This window comes from Paenibacillus sp. FSL W8-0187 (assembly GCF_037969755.1).
GTDB lineage: Bacteria > Bacillota > Bacilli > Paenibacillales > Paenibacillaceae > Paenibacillus_AQ.
Map to the genome: position 1 here is coordinate 493,593 of NZ_CP150206.1, position 16,791 is coordinate 510,383.

17 protein-coding genes are annotated in these 16,791 nt (G+C 50.7%); 8 read left to right on the forward strand and 9 right to left on the reverse strand.

Annotated features, from left to right (window positions below):
- Positions 1-257: 257 nt before the first annotated feature.
- Both MKY48_RS02170 and MKY48_RS02175 read right to left on the reverse strand, forming a co-directional pair.
- Positions 258-1,505 (reverse strand): glycosyltransferase family 2 protein, encoded by a 1,248-nt coding sequence (locus MKY48_RS02170; protein WP_339292178.1) that lies wholly within the window; start codon positions 1,503-1,505, stop codon positions 258-260.
- Between the two features lie 125 nt (positions 1,506-1,630).
- Entirely contained in the window at positions 1,631-2,986 is a 1,356-nt protein-coding gene (locus tag MKY48_RS02175; RefSeq protein WP_339292179.1) for a sodium-dependent transporter, read from the reverse strand.
- A gap of 325 nt (positions 2,987-3,311) precedes the next feature.
- Between MKY48_RS02175 and MKY48_RS02180 the strand changes: the two genes are divergently transcribed.
- Positions 3,312-3,536: a DUF896 domain-containing protein gene (locus MKY48_RS02180; protein WP_339293464.1), complete on the forward strand. Its 225-nt coding sequence runs from the start codon at positions 3,312-3,314 to the stop codon at positions 3,534-3,536.
- Positions 3,537-3,656: 120 nt separating this feature from the next.
- Here the strand turns inward: MKY48_RS02180 and MKY48_RS02185 are convergent, their stop codons facing one another.
- The 3 genes from MKY48_RS02185 to MKY48_RS02195 are packed head-to-tail and all read right to left on the reverse strand — an operon-like array spanning position 3,657 to position 6,008.
- Positions 3,657-4,952, reverse strand: a complete 1,296-nt coding sequence (locus MKY48_RS02185) for a glycosyltransferase (protein WP_339292180.1) — start codon at positions 4,950-4,952, stop codon at positions 3,657-3,659.
- Positions 4,945-5,088: a hypothetical protein gene (locus MKY48_RS02190; protein ID WP_213646286.1), complete on the reverse strand. Its 144-nt coding sequence runs from the start codon at positions 5,086-5,088 to the stop codon at positions 4,945-4,947. The genes MKY48_RS02185 and MKY48_RS02190 overlap by 8 nt, the downstream gene beginning before the upstream one ends.
- A gap of 44 nt (positions 5,089-5,132) precedes the next feature.
- Positions 5,133-6,008: a GGDEF domain-containing protein gene (locus tag MKY48_RS02195; protein ID WP_339292181.1), complete on the reverse strand. Its 876-nt coding sequence runs from the start codon at positions 6,006-6,008 to the stop codon at positions 5,133-5,135.
- A gap of 305 nt (positions 6,009-6,313) precedes the next feature.
- Between MKY48_RS02195 and MKY48_RS02200 the strand changes: the two genes are divergently transcribed.
- Positions 6,314-7,213, forward strand: a complete 900-nt coding sequence (locus MKY48_RS02200) for a sigma-70 family RNA polymerase sigma factor (protein WP_339292182.1) — start codon at positions 6,314-6,316, stop codon at positions 7,211-7,213.
- Here the strand turns inward: MKY48_RS02200 and MKY48_RS02205 are convergent.
- Together MKY48_RS02205 and MKY48_RS02210 are read right to left on the reverse strand one after the other, a co-directional pair.
- Positions 7,182-7,628, reverse strand: a complete 447-nt coding sequence (locus tag MKY48_RS02205) for a carboxymuconolactone decarboxylase family protein (protein ID WP_339292183.1) — start codon at positions 7,626-7,628, stop codon at positions 7,182-7,184. The genes MKY48_RS02200 and MKY48_RS02205 overlap by 32 nt on opposite strands.
- 282 nt (positions 7,629-7,910) lie before the next feature.
- Positions 7,911-10,715, reverse strand: a complete 2,805-nt coding sequence (locus MKY48_RS02210) for a glycoside hydrolase family 3 C-terminal domain-containing protein (protein WP_339292184.1) — start codon at positions 10,713-10,715, stop codon at positions 7,911-7,913.
- On the opposite strand from MKY48_RS02210, the gene MKY48_RS02215 reads away from it, so the two are divergent.
- Positions 10,714-11,178, forward strand: a complete 465-nt coding sequence (locus MKY48_RS02215) for a hypothetical protein (protein WP_339292185.1) — start codon at positions 10,714-10,716, stop codon at positions 11,176-11,178. The two genes, MKY48_RS02210 and MKY48_RS02215, sit on opposite strands and share 2 nt — an antisense overlap.
- A gap of 114 nt (positions 11,179-11,292) precedes the next feature.
- On the opposite strand, the gene MKY48_RS02220 is transcribed toward MKY48_RS02215, so the two are convergent.
- Both MKY48_RS02220 and MKY48_RS02225 read right to left on the reverse strand, forming a co-directional pair.
- On the reverse strand, positions 11,293-12,042 hold the full coding sequence (locus tag MKY48_RS02220; protein WP_339292186.1) for a Crp/Fnr family transcriptional regulator: 750 nt from the start codon (positions 12,040-12,042) through the stop codon (positions 11,293-11,295).
- Between the two features lie 22 nt (positions 12,043-12,064).
- Positions 12,065-13,129, reverse strand: a complete 1,065-nt coding sequence (locus MKY48_RS02225) for an FAD:protein FMN transferase (protein WP_076322475.1) — start codon at positions 13,127-13,129, stop codon at positions 12,065-12,067.
- A 159-nt stretch (positions 13,130-13,288) separates the two neighbouring features.
- On the opposite strand from MKY48_RS02225, the gene MKY48_RS02230 reads away from it, so the two are divergent.
- Genes MKY48_RS02230 through MKY48_RS02250 form a run of 5 tightly spaced genes read left to right on the forward strand, consistent with a single transcriptional unit; the run spans position 13,289 to position 16,727 of the window.
- Positions 13,289-13,669, forward strand: coding sequence for a NusG domain II-containing protein (locus tag MKY48_RS02230; RefSeq protein ID WP_127593981.1), 381 nt, complete (start codon positions 13,289-13,291; stop codon positions 13,667-13,669).
- Positions 13,653-14,198 (forward strand): Gx transporter family protein, encoded by a 546-nt coding sequence (locus MKY48_RS02235; protein ID WP_098741549.1) that lies wholly within the window; start codon positions 13,653-13,655, stop codon positions 14,196-14,198. The genes MKY48_RS02230 and MKY48_RS02235 overlap by 17 nt, the downstream gene beginning before the upstream one ends.
- 16 nt (positions 14,199-14,214) lie before the next feature.
- Positions 14,215-15,090 (forward strand): energy-coupling factor transporter ATPase, encoded by an 876-nt coding sequence (locus MKY48_RS02240; protein WP_076322472.1) that lies wholly within the window; start codon positions 14,215-14,217, stop codon positions 15,088-15,090.
- Complete coding sequence (locus tag MKY48_RS02245) at positions 15,039-15,899, forward strand: ATP-binding cassette domain-containing protein (RefSeq protein ID WP_339292187.1); 861 nt, start codon at positions 15,039-15,041, stop codon at positions 15,897-15,899. The genes MKY48_RS02240 and MKY48_RS02245 overlap by 52 nt, the downstream gene beginning before the upstream one ends.
- Before the next feature lie 36 nt (positions 15,900-15,935).
- Positions 15,936-16,727: an energy-coupling factor transporter transmembrane protein EcfT gene (locus MKY48_RS02250; RefSeq protein WP_076322470.1), complete on the forward strand. Its 792-nt coding sequence runs from the start codon at positions 15,936-15,938 to the stop codon at positions 16,725-16,727.
- Positions 16,728-16,791: the final 64 nt, after the last annotated feature.

Sequence of the window (16,791 nt, forward strand, 5' to 3'; positions counted from 1 at the left end):
TAGACATGATGTGGAGATCGCGGGAATCTAATATAACATTTAAAATTTATTATATATTGACATATTAACTAGAGGTTGAAAGGGATTGAGTGACTGTAGGTTATACTATCCACTTAATTGTGCGTAAACTATTTTTTTATGTAGAAATATCCCTATAAAACTCAAGCCTTTGTATCACATGTCATTATTTCTCGGGAAATAGCAGCTGTTAGCGAAATAGCTGAAATAAATAGTAGTCACATCTAAATAATTCCACTCTAATCTTCTACTTCAATATCGCTCAAATGTATAGCTCGTGTATGCTTTGTAGGATTCCAATTTACGTTCTTCATTGTAATGAGTGACCAAAGGAACAGTGGTACATAAGTTAGATTGAAGAAGTACAGGTACACATAGTTCCGGAAGATGCTTACTTTATTTTTCGAATCAAGAAACTGTGCGTACCCTACGTAAATGAATTGGAATAACAAGCATATCATCCAAACTTGCCAAGGAATCAAATGATAAGCATCTAATAAGTCGGTAGCCATGGATATGAAAATAAGGAGACCTGTTGCAGCACTTAAAACAATCTTGCCAGGATTAATAAGGTACATAAATCCATCAAAAGCTTTGAAGTCTAGCTTGCTAATGAATCTCCAAATTAATCGGTGAGCGTATTTAAAGCAAACATCCCAATGCCCTCTTGCCCATCGGAGACGTTGAATGCAGGAAGATTTGAAACTTTCCGGCTTCTCGTCGTACACACGCGCAAAGTGACACCATTTAGCTGGTACACCTTCAAGCAAACACTGCATCGTAAACTCAAGGTCTTCTGTTAAGGAACGAGCGGTCCAACCGATGGTTTTGAACAGAGTCGTGTCTACGCAGAACCCAGTTCCACCGATCGCGTTACCTAAGCCTAATCTGGACTTAGCCAGCTGCCAAGAGCGGTTCATGAAAATGTAGCTTACGGAGTAACCTATTGTCACCCAGTTGTCATTGGGATTCTTAGAATCCAGGTAACATTGTATTAATTGATCCCCGTTCAACAAGTGGTTATTCATTTCCCTTAAATAGTTCAATGAGACCAAGTTGTCGGCATCGAAGAAGGCGATACCGTCAAAATCATCGATTAACCTATCTCCATACTGCTCAATGGCGTATTTAATTCCATAAGGCTTTCCCTTTTGGTCTCCTGGCAGGTAGGTATGTTCAATAACGATAGCACCAAGTTTTCTAGCGATTTCACTTGTACTATCCTTACATCCATCAGCAATAACGCACACTTCATAGAGCTCCCTCGGGTAGTCCATTTTATGAAGGTTCTCGACAAGGTGTCCGATAACCGCTTCTTCGTTGTGCGCAGGAATCATGAGAAGAAATCTTTTCAAAGGTTTATATTCCTTGAGTCTCTTTGGTTTTCCAAAGCCAAAGAGACTGATGAGCATCCAATATGCCCAGAAAAACAGTAGGAGGCATTGAATGAAGGTTAATCCAACACCAAATACATACTCAAAACTCATTACTTGCTCAACCCTTTAACTGAAATTTTTCTAGATGGTGATGCGGAATCGCAATTAAATCCGGATAAAAAAGGCAACCCCATTCGTCCCGTGTGACGATGAGATTGCCTTTGCCTTGGCTACAATTAATCGAACTTGATCACACCCGTGGTATGAAGCAGCACCAAAAATACGAGTACTGGCGCGATATAACGGAGCATGAATAGCCATACCCGGAACCAGCCGGCTTTCAGGCCAGCGGCATCTGCCGCCTTCTTCCAGAAGTATCCTGCAAAGAGAGTGGTGATCAGACCCCCGACCGGAAGCAGAATATTGGATGTGATGAAATCCAGCCAATCGAAGAAGTTTTTGTCGCCGATATCGGAAAGCCCAGGTACGATGCCGAATGACAACGCGGAGGGTAGACCGATCAGCATAACCAGTACGCTAATGGCGATTACGGCTTTAGTCCGTCCCCAATGCCAGCGGTCCATGACATACGAGGTTGGGACCTCCAGCAATGAGACGGAAGATGTTAATGCGGCGATGGCTAGAAGAATAAAGAACAATCCCCCGAAAAAAGAACCCAGCGGCATGGCCGAGAAGGCAGCTGGCAAGGCAATGAAGACAAGAGAAGGTCCTGCATTCGGTTCAATCCCGAAAGAAGCGGTTGTCGGGAATATAATGAGCCCGGCAATAAACGCATAAATCAGGTCACCCGCGCCGATGGCAAGGGTTGCGGGACCTAGCGATTGTCGCTTATCCACATAAGCGCCGTAGGTCAACAGAATCCCCATCCCCAGCGAGAGGGAGAAGAAGGCATGCCCCAGCGCGACCAGCGCCGCTTCCGGGCTCAGCTTCGAGAAGTCAGGATTCAAGAAGAAGGAAACGCCCGCGCCAGCTCCTGGCAAGGTTACCGCACGGATCATTAGTACGATCAACAGAATGATTAGGCCCGGAATCAGAACCTTGTTGAATTTCTCGATCCCTCCGGAGATTCCTTTAGCTACAACCAATCCGGTAATAATAATAGCGGCGAATTGCCATATAATCGGCATGTAGCCTTCCGTAAACGTAGTAAATTGACCACCGAAATCGGTATTGTTGTACAGATTGCCGCTAAACGACATGACCGCATAATGTAGCGTCCAGCCTGCCACAATAACATAGAAGGTCAGAATGAGAAACGGTGCAATGACCTGGAGCAATCCAAGATGACCGAAGACTTTCGGTCCGCCCGCTTTAACGAAGGAAGTTGCAGCACTCCCGCGGCCAGCTCGTCCGATGGCAAGCTCGGCCAACAGGACGGGCAGACCGATCACGATGAGACAGATAATAAAGAGCAGGAAGAAAGCTGCGCCGCCGTGTTCTCCCGTAATGTAAGGAAACTTCCACATGTTTCCGAGGCCGACAGAGCTCCCGATCGCGGCCAAAATAAATCCAGCAGAGGAAAAACGATCATTTTTCCCCGTTGAAGCTGGGTTGTTGAGCTGAGATTTCATAGATGTTCCCCCAGTTGATTAAAGTTAAGTTCCTCTATTATATTTCAAGTTCTGCCAGAAAGGCATAAGTAATTTTTCCTAAGGGATGAGGACCTGCTTTTTTTATTATGCTGCGAACACAAAGGTTTCAATACTAACAATAACCACGATTTGTAAATAAATAAACCTTAAACACCAAGTTTAAGGAAATGAGGAGGCTTTGGGTAGGGAAAAAATCACAAATTCTACCCTTCCGGAAGCGAAAGTTGGCGGGGTTGACAAACATTTTATATTGTTATATCTTAATATTAAGATAAATGAAAATCAAATGGAAAAGAGGGATATCATGATCAAAAGCTTAACCCGGATTAATGAATTGGCTAAAAAACAGCGGGAGGGGGTAATTACTGCCGCGGAAAAAGCCGAACAGCAAGTTTTGCGCACGGACTATCTGCGTGAAATTCGCGGACAGGTGCTAAGCACCTTTTCGGGATTAAGCATCGTGGATCCCAACGGAAATGATGTGACACCTGAAAAACTTCGTCATGAGCAGAAGAAGCTGAGAGAATAGTAAATTGCCGTGATTGTGTAACGACTTTACACAGTATGGTGAGCATAATAATACAAAGAAGGGATCGCCATGTCATGGTGATCCCTTCTTTGTATTAAACACAGTTGCCTGAGGGTGACTCTATCCAAACCGCTCCGTCTTGTACCACTTGGATTCCCTGCCCGTGATTTTATCCACGATCAAGGAGTAGAAGGCTTTAATGGATATGACGAGGAACAGCTGGGCGTAGGTGAAGTACGACACGCAGGAGAGAATGAAGTTGCGTGTGTGGCTCTGCCCGATGTCCGTTGCGAGCGCCAGGTTAATCTGCAGGACATAGATGTAATACATTAAGGCCCAAGCAATGATGAGATACATATACACATCGCCTTCAAACCGGAAAGGGGAGACGACGGCCGGGTTAAACAGGCCGATGATCTGATACACGATGTTGGCGACAAATATAATATCCGAGATGATAATGGCAATCATAAACCAGAAGTAACTGGCGGCATAATATAACACATGCAGCTTAATCCGCCAGCTGGTCCGGTCAAACAGATGATGAATATTGTCCGTGACAACGCTGTAGTTGCCCTTAGCCCAGCGTTCGCGCTGTTTCATATAGACCTTCAGATCCTCTGGCTCCTGCTGATAAGCTTCGGCTTGGGGAGCCAGCGCAATAAGCTGCCCTCTCGTCAGGATCTCGAACGAGATCGCGGTATCTTCCGTGATCGCATGCTCATCCCATCCGCCGATGTCCTGAATGAGCGCGGTTTTCACGATAAAGTTCGTGCCAGGAATGGTGCCCAGCTTAAATAGCTGCCATAGTCCGGTATGATGTACACGCTGTATGGTCACCAGCTCCAGATTGATGCAGCGGGACAGGAAATTCTGTCCGCGGTTTCGGGCCTTGTTGCGTCCGAAGACGGCCCCGTAGCGTTCGGGCTGCTCCATCGCCTTCTGCGTCAGGAACAACAGGGCATTTTTCTCGGGTGCGGCATCCGCGTCGTAGACACAGATCCATTCGCCCGTTGCCTGCTTGAGCGCGTCGTTTAGGGCACCTGATTTGCCGCCGGTTCCGGTTCTCTCCAAAATAAGAAAGTCGCGGTCCCGGTAACGCTCATTCGCTTTGAGAGCTTTTAACCGCTCGGCCGTATGATCCTTGCAATTGTCGGTGATGACAATCAGTTGCATTTTGTGGTGAGGGTAATTCATCTGCAGAATGTGCTCGACCGTTGCCTGGATGACCAGTTCCTCGTTATGCGCGGGCACCATGACCGTCACGGTGGGGAAATCCTCCAGATTGCTCGGATTCACCAGCTTCTGCCGGCTTTGTTTATGAATGAACACGATGGCTCCCGCCATGATGATGATCGATTCCAGCACGGCAATCCATATACTGATAATAGAGATGACCAGGAAAAAGTCAGTCACTGAACTTCCCCCGATCGTATTTTCGTTTGACCTTTGAACGGAAGCTTAAGGTAGCAATCGTCAGAATAACGATGGCTATGGAGAACATGATGCTGACTCCGATGCACAGAGGGATAAACCAGTTGGTATACGACATCGGCTGCAAGCCTCCTTTTGAATGATGATGGTAACTTAACTTCATTAAATATATTCCCCGATGAGGTCGGTTTCGGTATTTCGTTCTAATGCAGAGATGACGTCATCAATATTTTCGTATCGGCTAAATTGCTCCTTCTGAAATACGAGGCCGCCGGCGCGGACCACAAGCTTGAGGGACATGCCTTTCTTGTCACGGAAGGGGACGTTCATCATAGCAACTTTGATGCGTTCCATAAGACTTTTGAGATATTCCGGCTTGGTGAGCGGGCACAGAATGATAAAGCGTCCTTCTCCAATGGAGAATTTATAGTCCTCATAACGAATCTGATTTTGAATCGTGCTCGACAGTTCCATAATCAGCTTGGCAAAACGGTGTGATCCGACAGACTCCCTGGTTAGAGGGAGAAAATCGAGCTTAAACATCATGATGCAGAAGCTGTACTGATCCGAATACCGATTGGCCAGATTGGCTTGTTTCACCAGCGTATCTTCGAAAGCATCCTTGCTGCCAAGAGAGGTGTCGATGTCGATATCCGGGTTGGTTTTCCTCAATTGCTCGAGACGCCTTATGAACCTTCGGCTTCGCACCAGAGCTAGCTTGATGAAGATAGCAATGGCGGTATTGGCGGGCAGCAGCAGAATCCAGGAGAGTGTGAGTGCATTGACCGGGGCCAGAGTGGACAACCATACGAAATAAGTGACCGAATACACAAACACCGTGACCGTCGAAACGCCTACCGGAAGAAAAAAGCCGATCAATAAGGCAGCCAGTGTACCGATACTGAACAACAATTCCGTGAAAGTAAATCTTTGGTTTACATAGATGTTCCAGAATATGAACAACTGCTGGACCATGGCGAGAGCAATCAGCAGAAAATAACCGAGTTCGACGCGACGTAAAGGGGTGGACTTTTTCATGTTTTACCTACTTTCTAATCTCTTAAACCTTTTATCGCAGTAGTTAGGCCATTCCATATGTTATTTAAAAATTACCCAAATGTCGATAGATTTATCGAACGTTGACATAATCTACACATTGGATAACGAATTTAATGTCCACTGACCCTGGAATTCTCCTTTCAACTGACCCTTACGGAAATCTTGGCATATGGGGTAGAGTAGAGAATAACGTCTTCATGATGTCACAGGTGGTATATCCCGTTTGTCTTATAAGTGGTGTAGCTTTCATGCTAGAGAATATACAGAATAAGAAGGTGTGCCTGATGTTATTGGAGCAAATCTATACCGAATACAAGCCGATGATGTTCGGCCTGGCCTATCGGATGCTGGGGAGTGTGGCGGATGCGGAGGACATTGTGCAGGATGTTTTTTCCCAATTCGTGCAGATGGATCGGGGAGAAGTACTGAACGAGAAGGCATATTTGGCCAAAATGACAACGAATCGCTGCATCAACCTGTTGAAATCGTCCAGACGCCAGCGCGAAACGTATACCGGTCCCTGGCTCCCGGAGCCGATACCGGACTATGACATGCTGACGCGGTCCGATCCTGCGGAGCGCCGCGAAACGATAGGTTATGCCTATCTGGTGCTGCTTCAACGGTTAACGCCGCTGGAACGTGCCATTTATATCGCCAAGGATACGCTGGGGCTTGAATATCAGGTCATAGCGGAGATGCTTGGAAAGACGGAGATCAGCTGTCGCAAGACCTTCAGCCGAGCCAAGCGGAAAATGGATCATCATTCGGAGAGGTCAATAGGAGAAGGGACCCGGACAGAAACGCAGGAACGCTTCGTTGAAGCATTCCTGCGGGCGTCCGATATGGGGAATTTCAAGCCGCTGCTGTCATTTCTGAAGGAAGAGGTTACGCTGCTATCGGATGGGGGCGGCAAAGCGAGGGCAGCCATCAATCCGATATTAGGCGTAGAAAGGGTACGTGCTTTCTTTGAGGGGTTATCTGCCAAAGGCTCGTTTCGGGAAGGGTTTGAACCTGTCACCGTAAACGGAGAGCCCGGCTTATTGCTAAAGCGGGACGGCCGGGTCTCCATGGTGCTGACGGTAGAGTGGGAACCCGACTTATCCCGCATCCGTCAGATTTTTCTTGTGGTGAATCCAGATAAATTGCAGCTATTTAATCAAAACAGCCCGGGAACAGACCTGTAGCGACACCGATCCGGTTCCAGGCATTAATCGTTGTGATCGCCATGACCAGATCGACGAATTGCTTCTCGTCAAAATGCTTGCGGACGCGTTCGTATACCTCGGCCGGAACGCCGGCCTCGGACAGCTTGGTCACGCACTCCGTCAATTCGATGACGGCCCGTTCCTCGTCCGAATAAATCGGGACTTCCCGCCACATCGGCAGAAGGAGGAGGCGGTCCATGCTTTCGTCCATGGAGAGCAGATCCTTGGAATGCATATCCACGCAGAAGGAGCAGCCGTTGATCTGGGATGCCCGGAGCTTAATGATCTCGTACAGCTTGTGATCGAGGCCGCTTTTTTGGGCCGCTTGCTCCAGGGCAAGCAGGGTTTTGAAAGCTTCGGGATTGGCCGATCTGTAATTCATTCGCAGTTCCATATTCAGTTCCCCTTTTTGGTATGATTTTTGATGTTCACCCATATGACAGTTGGCCGTTCAGAATTGTGACATGTCCCAACGGAAAAAAGAAAGAAACCCTTCAAAGGTGGAGAACGAAAGACCGAATAAGATGGGCGCTTCTTGGCAGAAGCGCCGTTCCGGGCAGCATTCATGTTCATCCAGAGGGTTTCTTTGTCATTTATAACGTTTTATATGTTATTTTCCGGCCCTAAGCGGAATGCGTAATACATCGTCACGCTTATAGAGGGTTATCGTTTTGGCTTAAGCTATACGGAACCAGCTGATTTGCACTTCACCTTTTATGATGAAGAATACGTTAGCCCGTCCTGTTAATCCCGTCAGTTTGGCCTGGACTGTCGTCCAGGCTTGGCGTCCTCCGGTCGGCAGAACCTTGCAGCTTCCGGCTGCAGGGCCATCCGGGCTGCCGGTCGTAATGAGGATATCGCCGCCCTTGATATGTCCGCTCACCCTGGCTTCGAACGTTACCGAAGCGTCGCCGAGAGCTACGTCATGGAAAGCGATCCATCCCGTTTCGCCGTTTAAACGGATGCTTTCGCCGTCTTCACTGCATTTATCCAGGAAGACACCTTGGTAGTCGTCATAATTCACCGCTCGAACAGGCTCACGTAAGGTGCGTGGAGGGATCGCCTCACCTTCGACTTGAAGGATTGCGGTTTCCGGCAATTGGCTGGAGGACGAACCAGCCATGAGCGTATAGCTCCCCTTTTCAACGCAGTAGCGATCCCGGGTGACATCCCAGAACGCCAGATCCTCCGCTTTGAGCTCAAAGCTTACCGTTTTCGAAGCTCCCGGGGCCAGATGGATGCGACGGAAGCCTTTCAACGTTTTGGAAGGGCGAATGATGCGGGAGGAATCAGCCTTCACATACAGCTGAACCACCTCATCTCCGGCCAACGGGCCTTCATTCCTCACGGTAACGTTGACAGTTACGCTACCATCGGCGGTAATTTCCGACTGGCTTAGCGATAGACCGCTGTATTGGAAGCGGGAATAGCTGAGACCATGACCGAACGGGTACAGCACATCCCCGTCGAAATATTGATAGGTCCGTTTCCCTTTGATAATGTCGTAATCCATGAGGTCTAGAAGCTGTTCGATTGACTTATACCACGTCATATTTAAGCGACCGCCCGGATTGAAATCTCCGTACAGAACGTCGGCAACCGCATGACCCAGCTCCTGTCCGGCATGAGACGTAAAGAGGATGGATGGCACATGCTCCTGTTCCCAGTTCACGGCGAACGGATATCCGCCTACGATGACAACCACCGTATTGGGATTGGCTTCATAGACCGCCTGAATTAAGCCTTGCTGAGCAGGCGGGAGGGTGATGTCGGGACGGTCGATCGTTTCTTTGCCGTTAATGAACGGACTGTTTCCCACGAAGACTATGGCGGTTTCAGCCGATGCTGCCGCCGCGACGGCTTCAGCGATGCCGTCCTGAACCGTCTCGATGGCCATTGGCGTTCCCGCATCTTCGCTGCTGCCTACCACAAGCCGTCCGTGCTCATCCAGCAGGATCGGTTTTCCCTCCCAATTGTTCATTACAAAGCTTCCATCCGGTAACACCTCGAAGCTGAAAGCCTCTTTCACGAACCAGCCGCGAGCCTCGTCGGCCGTTGCTTGCAGTCCCGTCTCGGTTTCAGTTACGAATTTGCCGCTGCTGGCGAGCCGAAGCGTCACGGAGCCCCACCCCCAGTCGTTCCGCTCGAACACCACCGCTCCGGAGGGCTCAGCGATGCTTGCAAACAGCCCGCCATTCTCTTCCGAAGATAATGCGATATATTTGCCGCTAACAGCAGAACGAAGACGCACCTGGTCTAATCCCGTATGAAAATGGACGCTACGTTCCCCCATTTTCTCCTGCACGCCCTGAAGCGGCGTTATACGGTATGGAGGCGTACCGCTGTACCAATCCGTAAATGCTTCGTTAGCCAGGGGACCGATGACAGCAGCGGACTTCAACTGATCACGCTTAAAGGGCAGTAATCCATCGTTTTTCAGGAGGACGATCGATTCCCGGGCGGCTCGAAGAGATAACTCGGCATGCTCGGGCGCGCAGAGCTTCGTCTCCGGCACATGGCTGTACGGATTCCGTTCTTCCGGATCGAATTCGCCGAGACGGAACCGGACACGGAAGGAGTTGCGGAGGGCGTGATCGAGATCCTGCTCTTCCAATAATCCCTGCTCCAATGCGTCGCGGAGTGCGCGGAAGGAGATGTCCTGGTCGTCGGTGATGCTGTCGATTCCGGCTTTAACGGAGCCGGCAACGGCCTCTGCATAGGAGGATACATATTGATGGTCCATGACAGTGCCCAGAACGTCACCCGCGTCCCCTACCACGAATCCGTCCATGCCCCATTCCTGTTTGACGATGTCGTTCACTTCATGGTTCAGGTTGCACGGCGTGCCGTTGATGCCGTTATACGCGGTCATCATGGAACCGGCTTTCCCTTCCCGGAACGGTGCCTCGAAAGCCTTCAGATAATACTCGCGTTTGTTTCTCGGATCGATGCTTACCGAGGCGCTGCCGCGGTCAACTTCGTTGTTATTGGCGTAGAAGTGCTTCAGGGTAGCTACCGTTTTGTAGTAGAAGGGATGGTCTCCCTGCATGCCCTTCACAAGCCCGGTGGAGAGTTCCCCGGTCAGGTGCGGGTCTTCCCCGTAGGCTTCTTCCGTGCGTCCCCATCGTGGGTCGCGTTCCAGATCCACCGTGGGTGCCCAGATGGTCAGTCCGTTGATGGCCCGGTCGCGCTGGTAATAGACGCGGGCTTCGTCTGCGATGACCGATCCGATCTCCCGCATCAGCTCGGGATTCCAGGTACACGCAAGCCCGGTATTTTGCGGAAATACGGTCGCTTCGCCAAGCCATGCCACGCCGTGAGCACCTTCGGTGCCATGCTTATATTTTTGCACGCCGAGGCGGGGGATTTCCGCCTGGTATTGGCACATTAATTCGATTTTTTCGTCAAAGGTAAATCGGGATACAAGATCATTAACCCGTTCTTCCAGCGGAAGATCCGGATTCTGGAATGGATATTTCATGGAGCAAAACCTCATTTCTATGCATAGTTGGAATGGAAACGCTCTCAGTTATACATGCGATAAGTTCATGCTTCTCTTAAGCCAGTTAGACCAATTCCATCATAGCGTGCAAAACGGAGCCGTAATACACCGAGAATTAGTGCAGTTTTCATGTGGGAATTTCGAATTCGAAGACCAAAATGAAGAGCTTAATCAATTGATGAGCATTTTAGACTCCGTTTCGTATACGAGATCGTTTTTTAGCAGAAACATAAGAAATGATGGGGGGCCAACGTTTGCATTCATTATTTTTTACCGTGATCGTGACGGAGAAATAGATGATTATTTTTTGGATATCAATCAAAAAGGTTATGTTCTAACGGGAGGGAAGAAAATATATAAAATGGTTGATCGGGAAGAGGAGGTCTTTGATCAGCTTTCCAGATGGCTGTTTGAAAGAGCTGTTAGAATGCCAGCAACTTAAAAGCTGAAAGAAATGAACACGGAATAGAACGAAGGATTTATGAAACCTCTCCGATGAAAGGGATGCTTAAGTGCCTCCGTTTCTTCTTGAGAGGTTTCTGTTTTCTTTCGTCCGTTACATTCTGCAAATCTCTTTGGGGCAGTCCTCGCAGTGGCAAATATTCCGTAAATAGTCGGGATCATTAAGAACGATGCGTCCCCGTTCGGTAGAAATCACGCCTTGATCCTTAAGCTCGTTCAATATCCGGTTAACGCTTTCACGGGTGGAGCCAATCATCTCCGCCATTTCCAAATTCGTAATCCGCTTGCCAATGATAGATCGTCCATCCTTGATTGTCCCACTCGTTCCGTACATATTGTACAGTCGCAGCAGCAGTGAGCAAAGAGCCCCGGATTTACCATGCAGCAGCAGGTCGCGTAATTTGCTCTGCGCGGTGCGCTGCATGAGTGCCATCCAGCCCATATATTCCACGGCAAAGTCCCCGTTGGTGCGGATGACTTTATCCAGTTCGGCCTGCGGCACAATTCCGACCTCACTATCCTCCAAGGCTTTGGCTTCGAATTGATGAACGGCTCGTCCGAACGGATCGGGTTCACCGAACAGATCGCCGGGGATGTGAAGCGATAAGGTGGCCGACAATCCGTCTTCCAGCAGCTTGGATACCTTCAAGCTTCCACGGTTTACAAAGTACAGCCGATCCGCAGGATCATTCTCCTGGTATAGATAATCGCCGGCAAACAAACGGACAGGCTCAGCCATCTCCCGGATCAGAGCGAGATGCGGTTGTGAATAGACAGAGGAAGTACCCGCTGGAAACAACCCTCCATTCCATGTTTCGGACCTTGCAGCTCGATTCTGTTTCATACGATCTTCTCCTTCCATAAGTTTATTCGGCAAGCTGATAATCGTCATTGGTCAGCTTAAATGCATGGGTCAGACCTGAGGTGAGATAGATTTGATGATCGGTGGTGACAAAAATGGCTTCGGCATCGTCGCGGCTCTCGACGAACTGCCGTCCTTCCGTTAGTCCAAGCGAGAAGACGGAAGTTGACATGGCGTCGGCGTCCATGGACGTGTCGGTCACAATCGTTACGCTGAGCAGGTCATTATCGACCGGATAACCGGTGAAGGGGCTCAGAATATGGTGATACACCTTCCCTTCTGCTTCGAAGAAGCGCTCGTACACGCCGGAGGTTACGATTGTCTTATTGACGACCTTCAGTGTTCCCAGATGCTGCCCACGCTTTTCTCCGGGATCCTGGATGCCGATATTCCACGGTGAACCGTTCGGTTTCGAGCCCATGGCAAGGATATTGCCCCCAAGGTCGATGATGGCCGAATGAAAATCCTGCTGCTGCAAATAATCCGCGATGACGTCCGCTGCATATCCTTTGGCGATGGCCCCCAGATCCAGCGACATTCCTTCTTTCTTCAGCAGAATGGCATGGGATGCAGGATTCAAAATGACATCCTTGTAGTTCATTCGCTTCATGGCAGCATCCAGCTCATCCTCTTCCGGCACAGCGGGGTGTTCACCGCCAATGCCCCAGAGGTCTACAAGCGGGCCTACGGTCGGTTCGAAATGTCCGCCGGAAGCCGCCGCATAATCGATGGCGGTTTGGACAACCTTGAAGGTTTCCTCGGATACGCTCACTTCGGACTTGCCCGCCGCTTGATTGACCCGATCAATCTCGCTGTCCGCCAGCTGCCGGTTCATGCGTTGGTCGATCCGATCCAGCAGTGCGCCTACCTCATCGAAATGCTGGGACGTCATCCGTTCATCGTAAACGCGGAGACTTACAATGGTATCGAATATAAAGTAACGTTCGGTTGCCGGTTCGTTGCTGGCGGCTACCTTCTGATCTGCTGTGGTTGTGCAGCCAATCGATCCCGTCATCAACAGGGTGAGCATGATCAACAGGCTGCTGTAGGAAAGAAGCTTCCTATACATGACAGTGCCTCCTCTTTTCAGTTCTGGTGCTGTTCTCAATCGAGTTCCGATGATTTCAGCGTATCAGACCCTTCCCTTGCTGAATGTGAGAAAAATCATTTCTGGCACTTGATGCAGCCCTGATAATGAAGATAAGCAAAGCGAAGTGGAGAGATGCTGATGAAACGCGGAGATATTGGAATAGCGCTCGTGCTGATAGCGGTTGTCGCCTGGTTTGGAATATCCAAGTTTATGGGAGAAGACGGAGCGGCGCAGGGAAACTATGCCATGATCGAGGTGAATGGAAAGCATTATGATACGGTGGCGCTTACGGAAGAGCCCCGAGATATAGAAATCCGGACAGAACGGGGATATAACCTCTTGAGGGTCTCCCGCGAGGGGATCGAGATGGTGGAGTCGGATTGTCCGGATCAGCTCTGCATTGGGTTCGGTCACGTTCACGATGTTCATGGCACCATAGTATGTTTGCCCAATCGGGTGTTTGTAGAAGTGACTGGAGATCAAGTTGAAGGAAGTGAGCCGGATGCCGTTGTCTCCTGATCCCCATGCGCTCCGCAAGCTGGTCGTAATCGCCATCTGCGCTTCCTTATCGGTGGTGCTTGGCATTGTGGAAGCCCTGATTCCATTTGCGGTCACGATACCCGGTGCCAAGCTGGGACTTGGCAATATTTTGGTGCTGACCTGTCTAGTCTGCCTAGGGGGCAGAGATGCCCTGTGGCTTATTGTTTTAAAGACATTGCTGACTGCCTTTATACTGGGAAGCTTTTCGACCTTTCTGTTCAGTATGTTCGGCGCGCTGGCGAGTTTTTTGGTGATGTATGTCATGCTTAGGCTCGGGGGCCATAATTTCAGTTTAACCGGCGTGAGCATCGCAGGTGGCATTGCTCATAATATTGGCCAATTAACGGCAGCTTCGCTGGTATTGGGAACAACCAAAATTTATTATTACTTGCCATTTTTGCTCGGGGCGGGTGTCGTGACGGGGATCTTTGTGGGATGGGCTGCAAAACATCTGATCGAATCCCTGCGACGTATCGATCCGTTTGGCATGTTTCACACGGAAAGTTAAGGAGGAGGCGTTAGGCATGGTGGACATAACCGATAAGTCAGAGCACGCGGTCCAACTCAAGCATGTATATTACGGACAGGGCTGTACGAACGTGCTCAAAGACGTCTCGCTGGCGATCCCCCATGGGCAATGGGTATGCATCGCCGGAAGGAACGGGGCAGGCAAGTCCACGCTGATTCGCCTGTTAAACGGACTTCTCCTCATGAGTCGGGGACGGATTCTTATTGATGGGCTGGAATTGAACGGCCGTACGCTGGGTGAAATTCGCCGTCATATTGGCATGGTGTTTGCTAATCCTGACGATCAGTTTGTTGGCCTCACCGTAGAGGATGATATTGCGTTTGGCCTGGAAAATCTGTGTCTGAGCCGGGAAGAGATGCTGCAGCGGATTCGGACCTATGCGGAGCGGCTGGATATCGTCCATCTGCTCCACCGCCATCCGGCTACTTTGTCCGGTGGACAGAAGCAGCGCGCTGCCATTGCTGCCGTGCTGGCGATGGAGCCTTCTATCATTGTCTTGGACGAGGCAGCTTCCATGCTGGATGAGAAGGCTAAGAATGAGCTGCTGGGTTTCATGCGAACCATGCATGCCGAAGGCCGATATACCATCATCTCCATCACCCATGACGTAGAGGAGATGGCCGAAGCAGACCGGATGATCGTGTTGGATGGCGGAATGGTCACGGCAGACGGAAGTCCAAGGGAGCTGCTGCTGCAGGAAGAGCTGCTCCAGCGTTGCAGGCTAAAGGTTCCTTTTGCCCTCCAGCTATGCAGGGAGCTGAAGGCGCGGGGGATTGATATCGGTGAGCTGGTTAGGGAGAAGGAGGTGCTGGAGGCGTTATGGTCATATCATTCGAAGAGGTTTCTTACCGCTACCGGGACCGGGGGATGAGCCCTATTCTTGGACTCGACGGTCTTAATCTGGAGCTGGAGGAAGGCGGAATGATTGCCGTCCTCGGTGCGCCGGGTTCGGGAAAATCAACGCTTCTCCAGCATATGAACGGATTGATACGGGCAGATGAGGGCTTGATTCGCATATTGGATTTCCGCCTTGAATCGGGTGACAGCAAGAAAGTCCCTGCCGGTCTGCGGCAGCGCGTCGGCCTGGTGTTCCAATACCCGGAGCAGCAGCTGTTTGAAGAGACGGTGGAGAAAGATCTGCTGTTCGGGCCGCTTAACTTCGGGCGGAGTAGTCCAGCCGAAGCTGCCGAGGCGGTCCGCAGAGCGGCTTCCTTCGTCGGATTAGACGAGGAGCTGCTGGCGCAGAGTCCATTCAAGTTAAGCTCGGGCCAGATGCGAAAAGCGGCCGTGGCTGCCGTATTGGCGGCTGACCCCGACATTTTGGCTTTGGATGAGCCTACGGCCTCCCTCGACCCTGCCAGCCGTGAGGATTTGATGGGGCGGCTGCATGGATTAACGAGGACCCAAGGCAAGACGGTTCTCATCGTCACCCACCGGCTGGAAGAAGTCGTGGCCTACGCGGACGAGTTCGTTGTAATCAAAGATGGCAGCGTCGTATTTCAAGGAACTGCCAAAGAGTTGGTACACCGGCAGGAGGTGCTGGAGCAGGCGGGACTGATGGCTCCGTCGTCCGTGCGGATGGCGGGCAAGCTGGCAGCTCAGCTTGGAGTACAGCCTCCGGAGATGCCACCGGATGCGGCGGCGCTGGCGGATTGGTACGCAAGCCAGCTTGAAATATAGGGCAGAGTGAAACAGAGGCGAAAGGAGGAAGCATGGATGAAGCGAAAAATCATCCTGGGCCGATATATGGAAGGTGATTCATGGGTTCACCGTCTGGATCCGCGTGCCAAGACGGCTGCCATGCCGCTCTTTATGGTAGCCGTGTTCCTGGTAGACGGATATATGGGGGTGCTCGCGCTGCTGCTGTTCACTGCGGCGGTGATCCGGGCTACGAGAATCCCGTACCGTTATTTCATTAGAGCCATGAAGCCGCTGATGTTCCTAATATTGTTCATCCTGGTATTTCATCTTCTCTATGACGCGGGAGGCGGGAAACTGCTGGATGTGGGCGCGTTCAAGGTGTATACCGGCGGATTGGAAAAAGGCATCGTGTCCGCATCACGGATGGCACTCTTCATCATGTTGGCGGCGGTGCTGACCTTCACGACCCAGCCAGAGCAGCTGGCCCAGGGGCTCGGCAGCCTTCTGCGGCCCCTGACCTATATCGGCGTGCCGACTGATCGGCTGGTGCTGATGCTCGGCATTGCCCTCCGGTTTATTCCGACCATTTTCGAAGAAGCGGAGCGGCTGTGGAAGGCACAGCAGTCCAGGGGACTGGACCTGTCGTCGCGGTCGCTGAAGGAGAAGGCGCGGCTGATCATTGCCCTGCTGGTGCCTGTAACGACAGGCGCGTTCCGGCGCGCCATCGGGCTTGCCGATTCCATGGAAGCCAGAGGCTACCGGCTGGGTGCGCCGCGAAGCAGGTTCAGGGCCTCTGTATGGAAGCGGGCGGACACGCTGTTTGTTGCATTGTTCCTGCTACCTGTGGCCGCAGCCGCGCTGCTGTAGTTTGGGGCTTGAAGGAAATGAAAACCGCAGTCAATCCTTGAGGACTGATTGCGGTTATTTTACT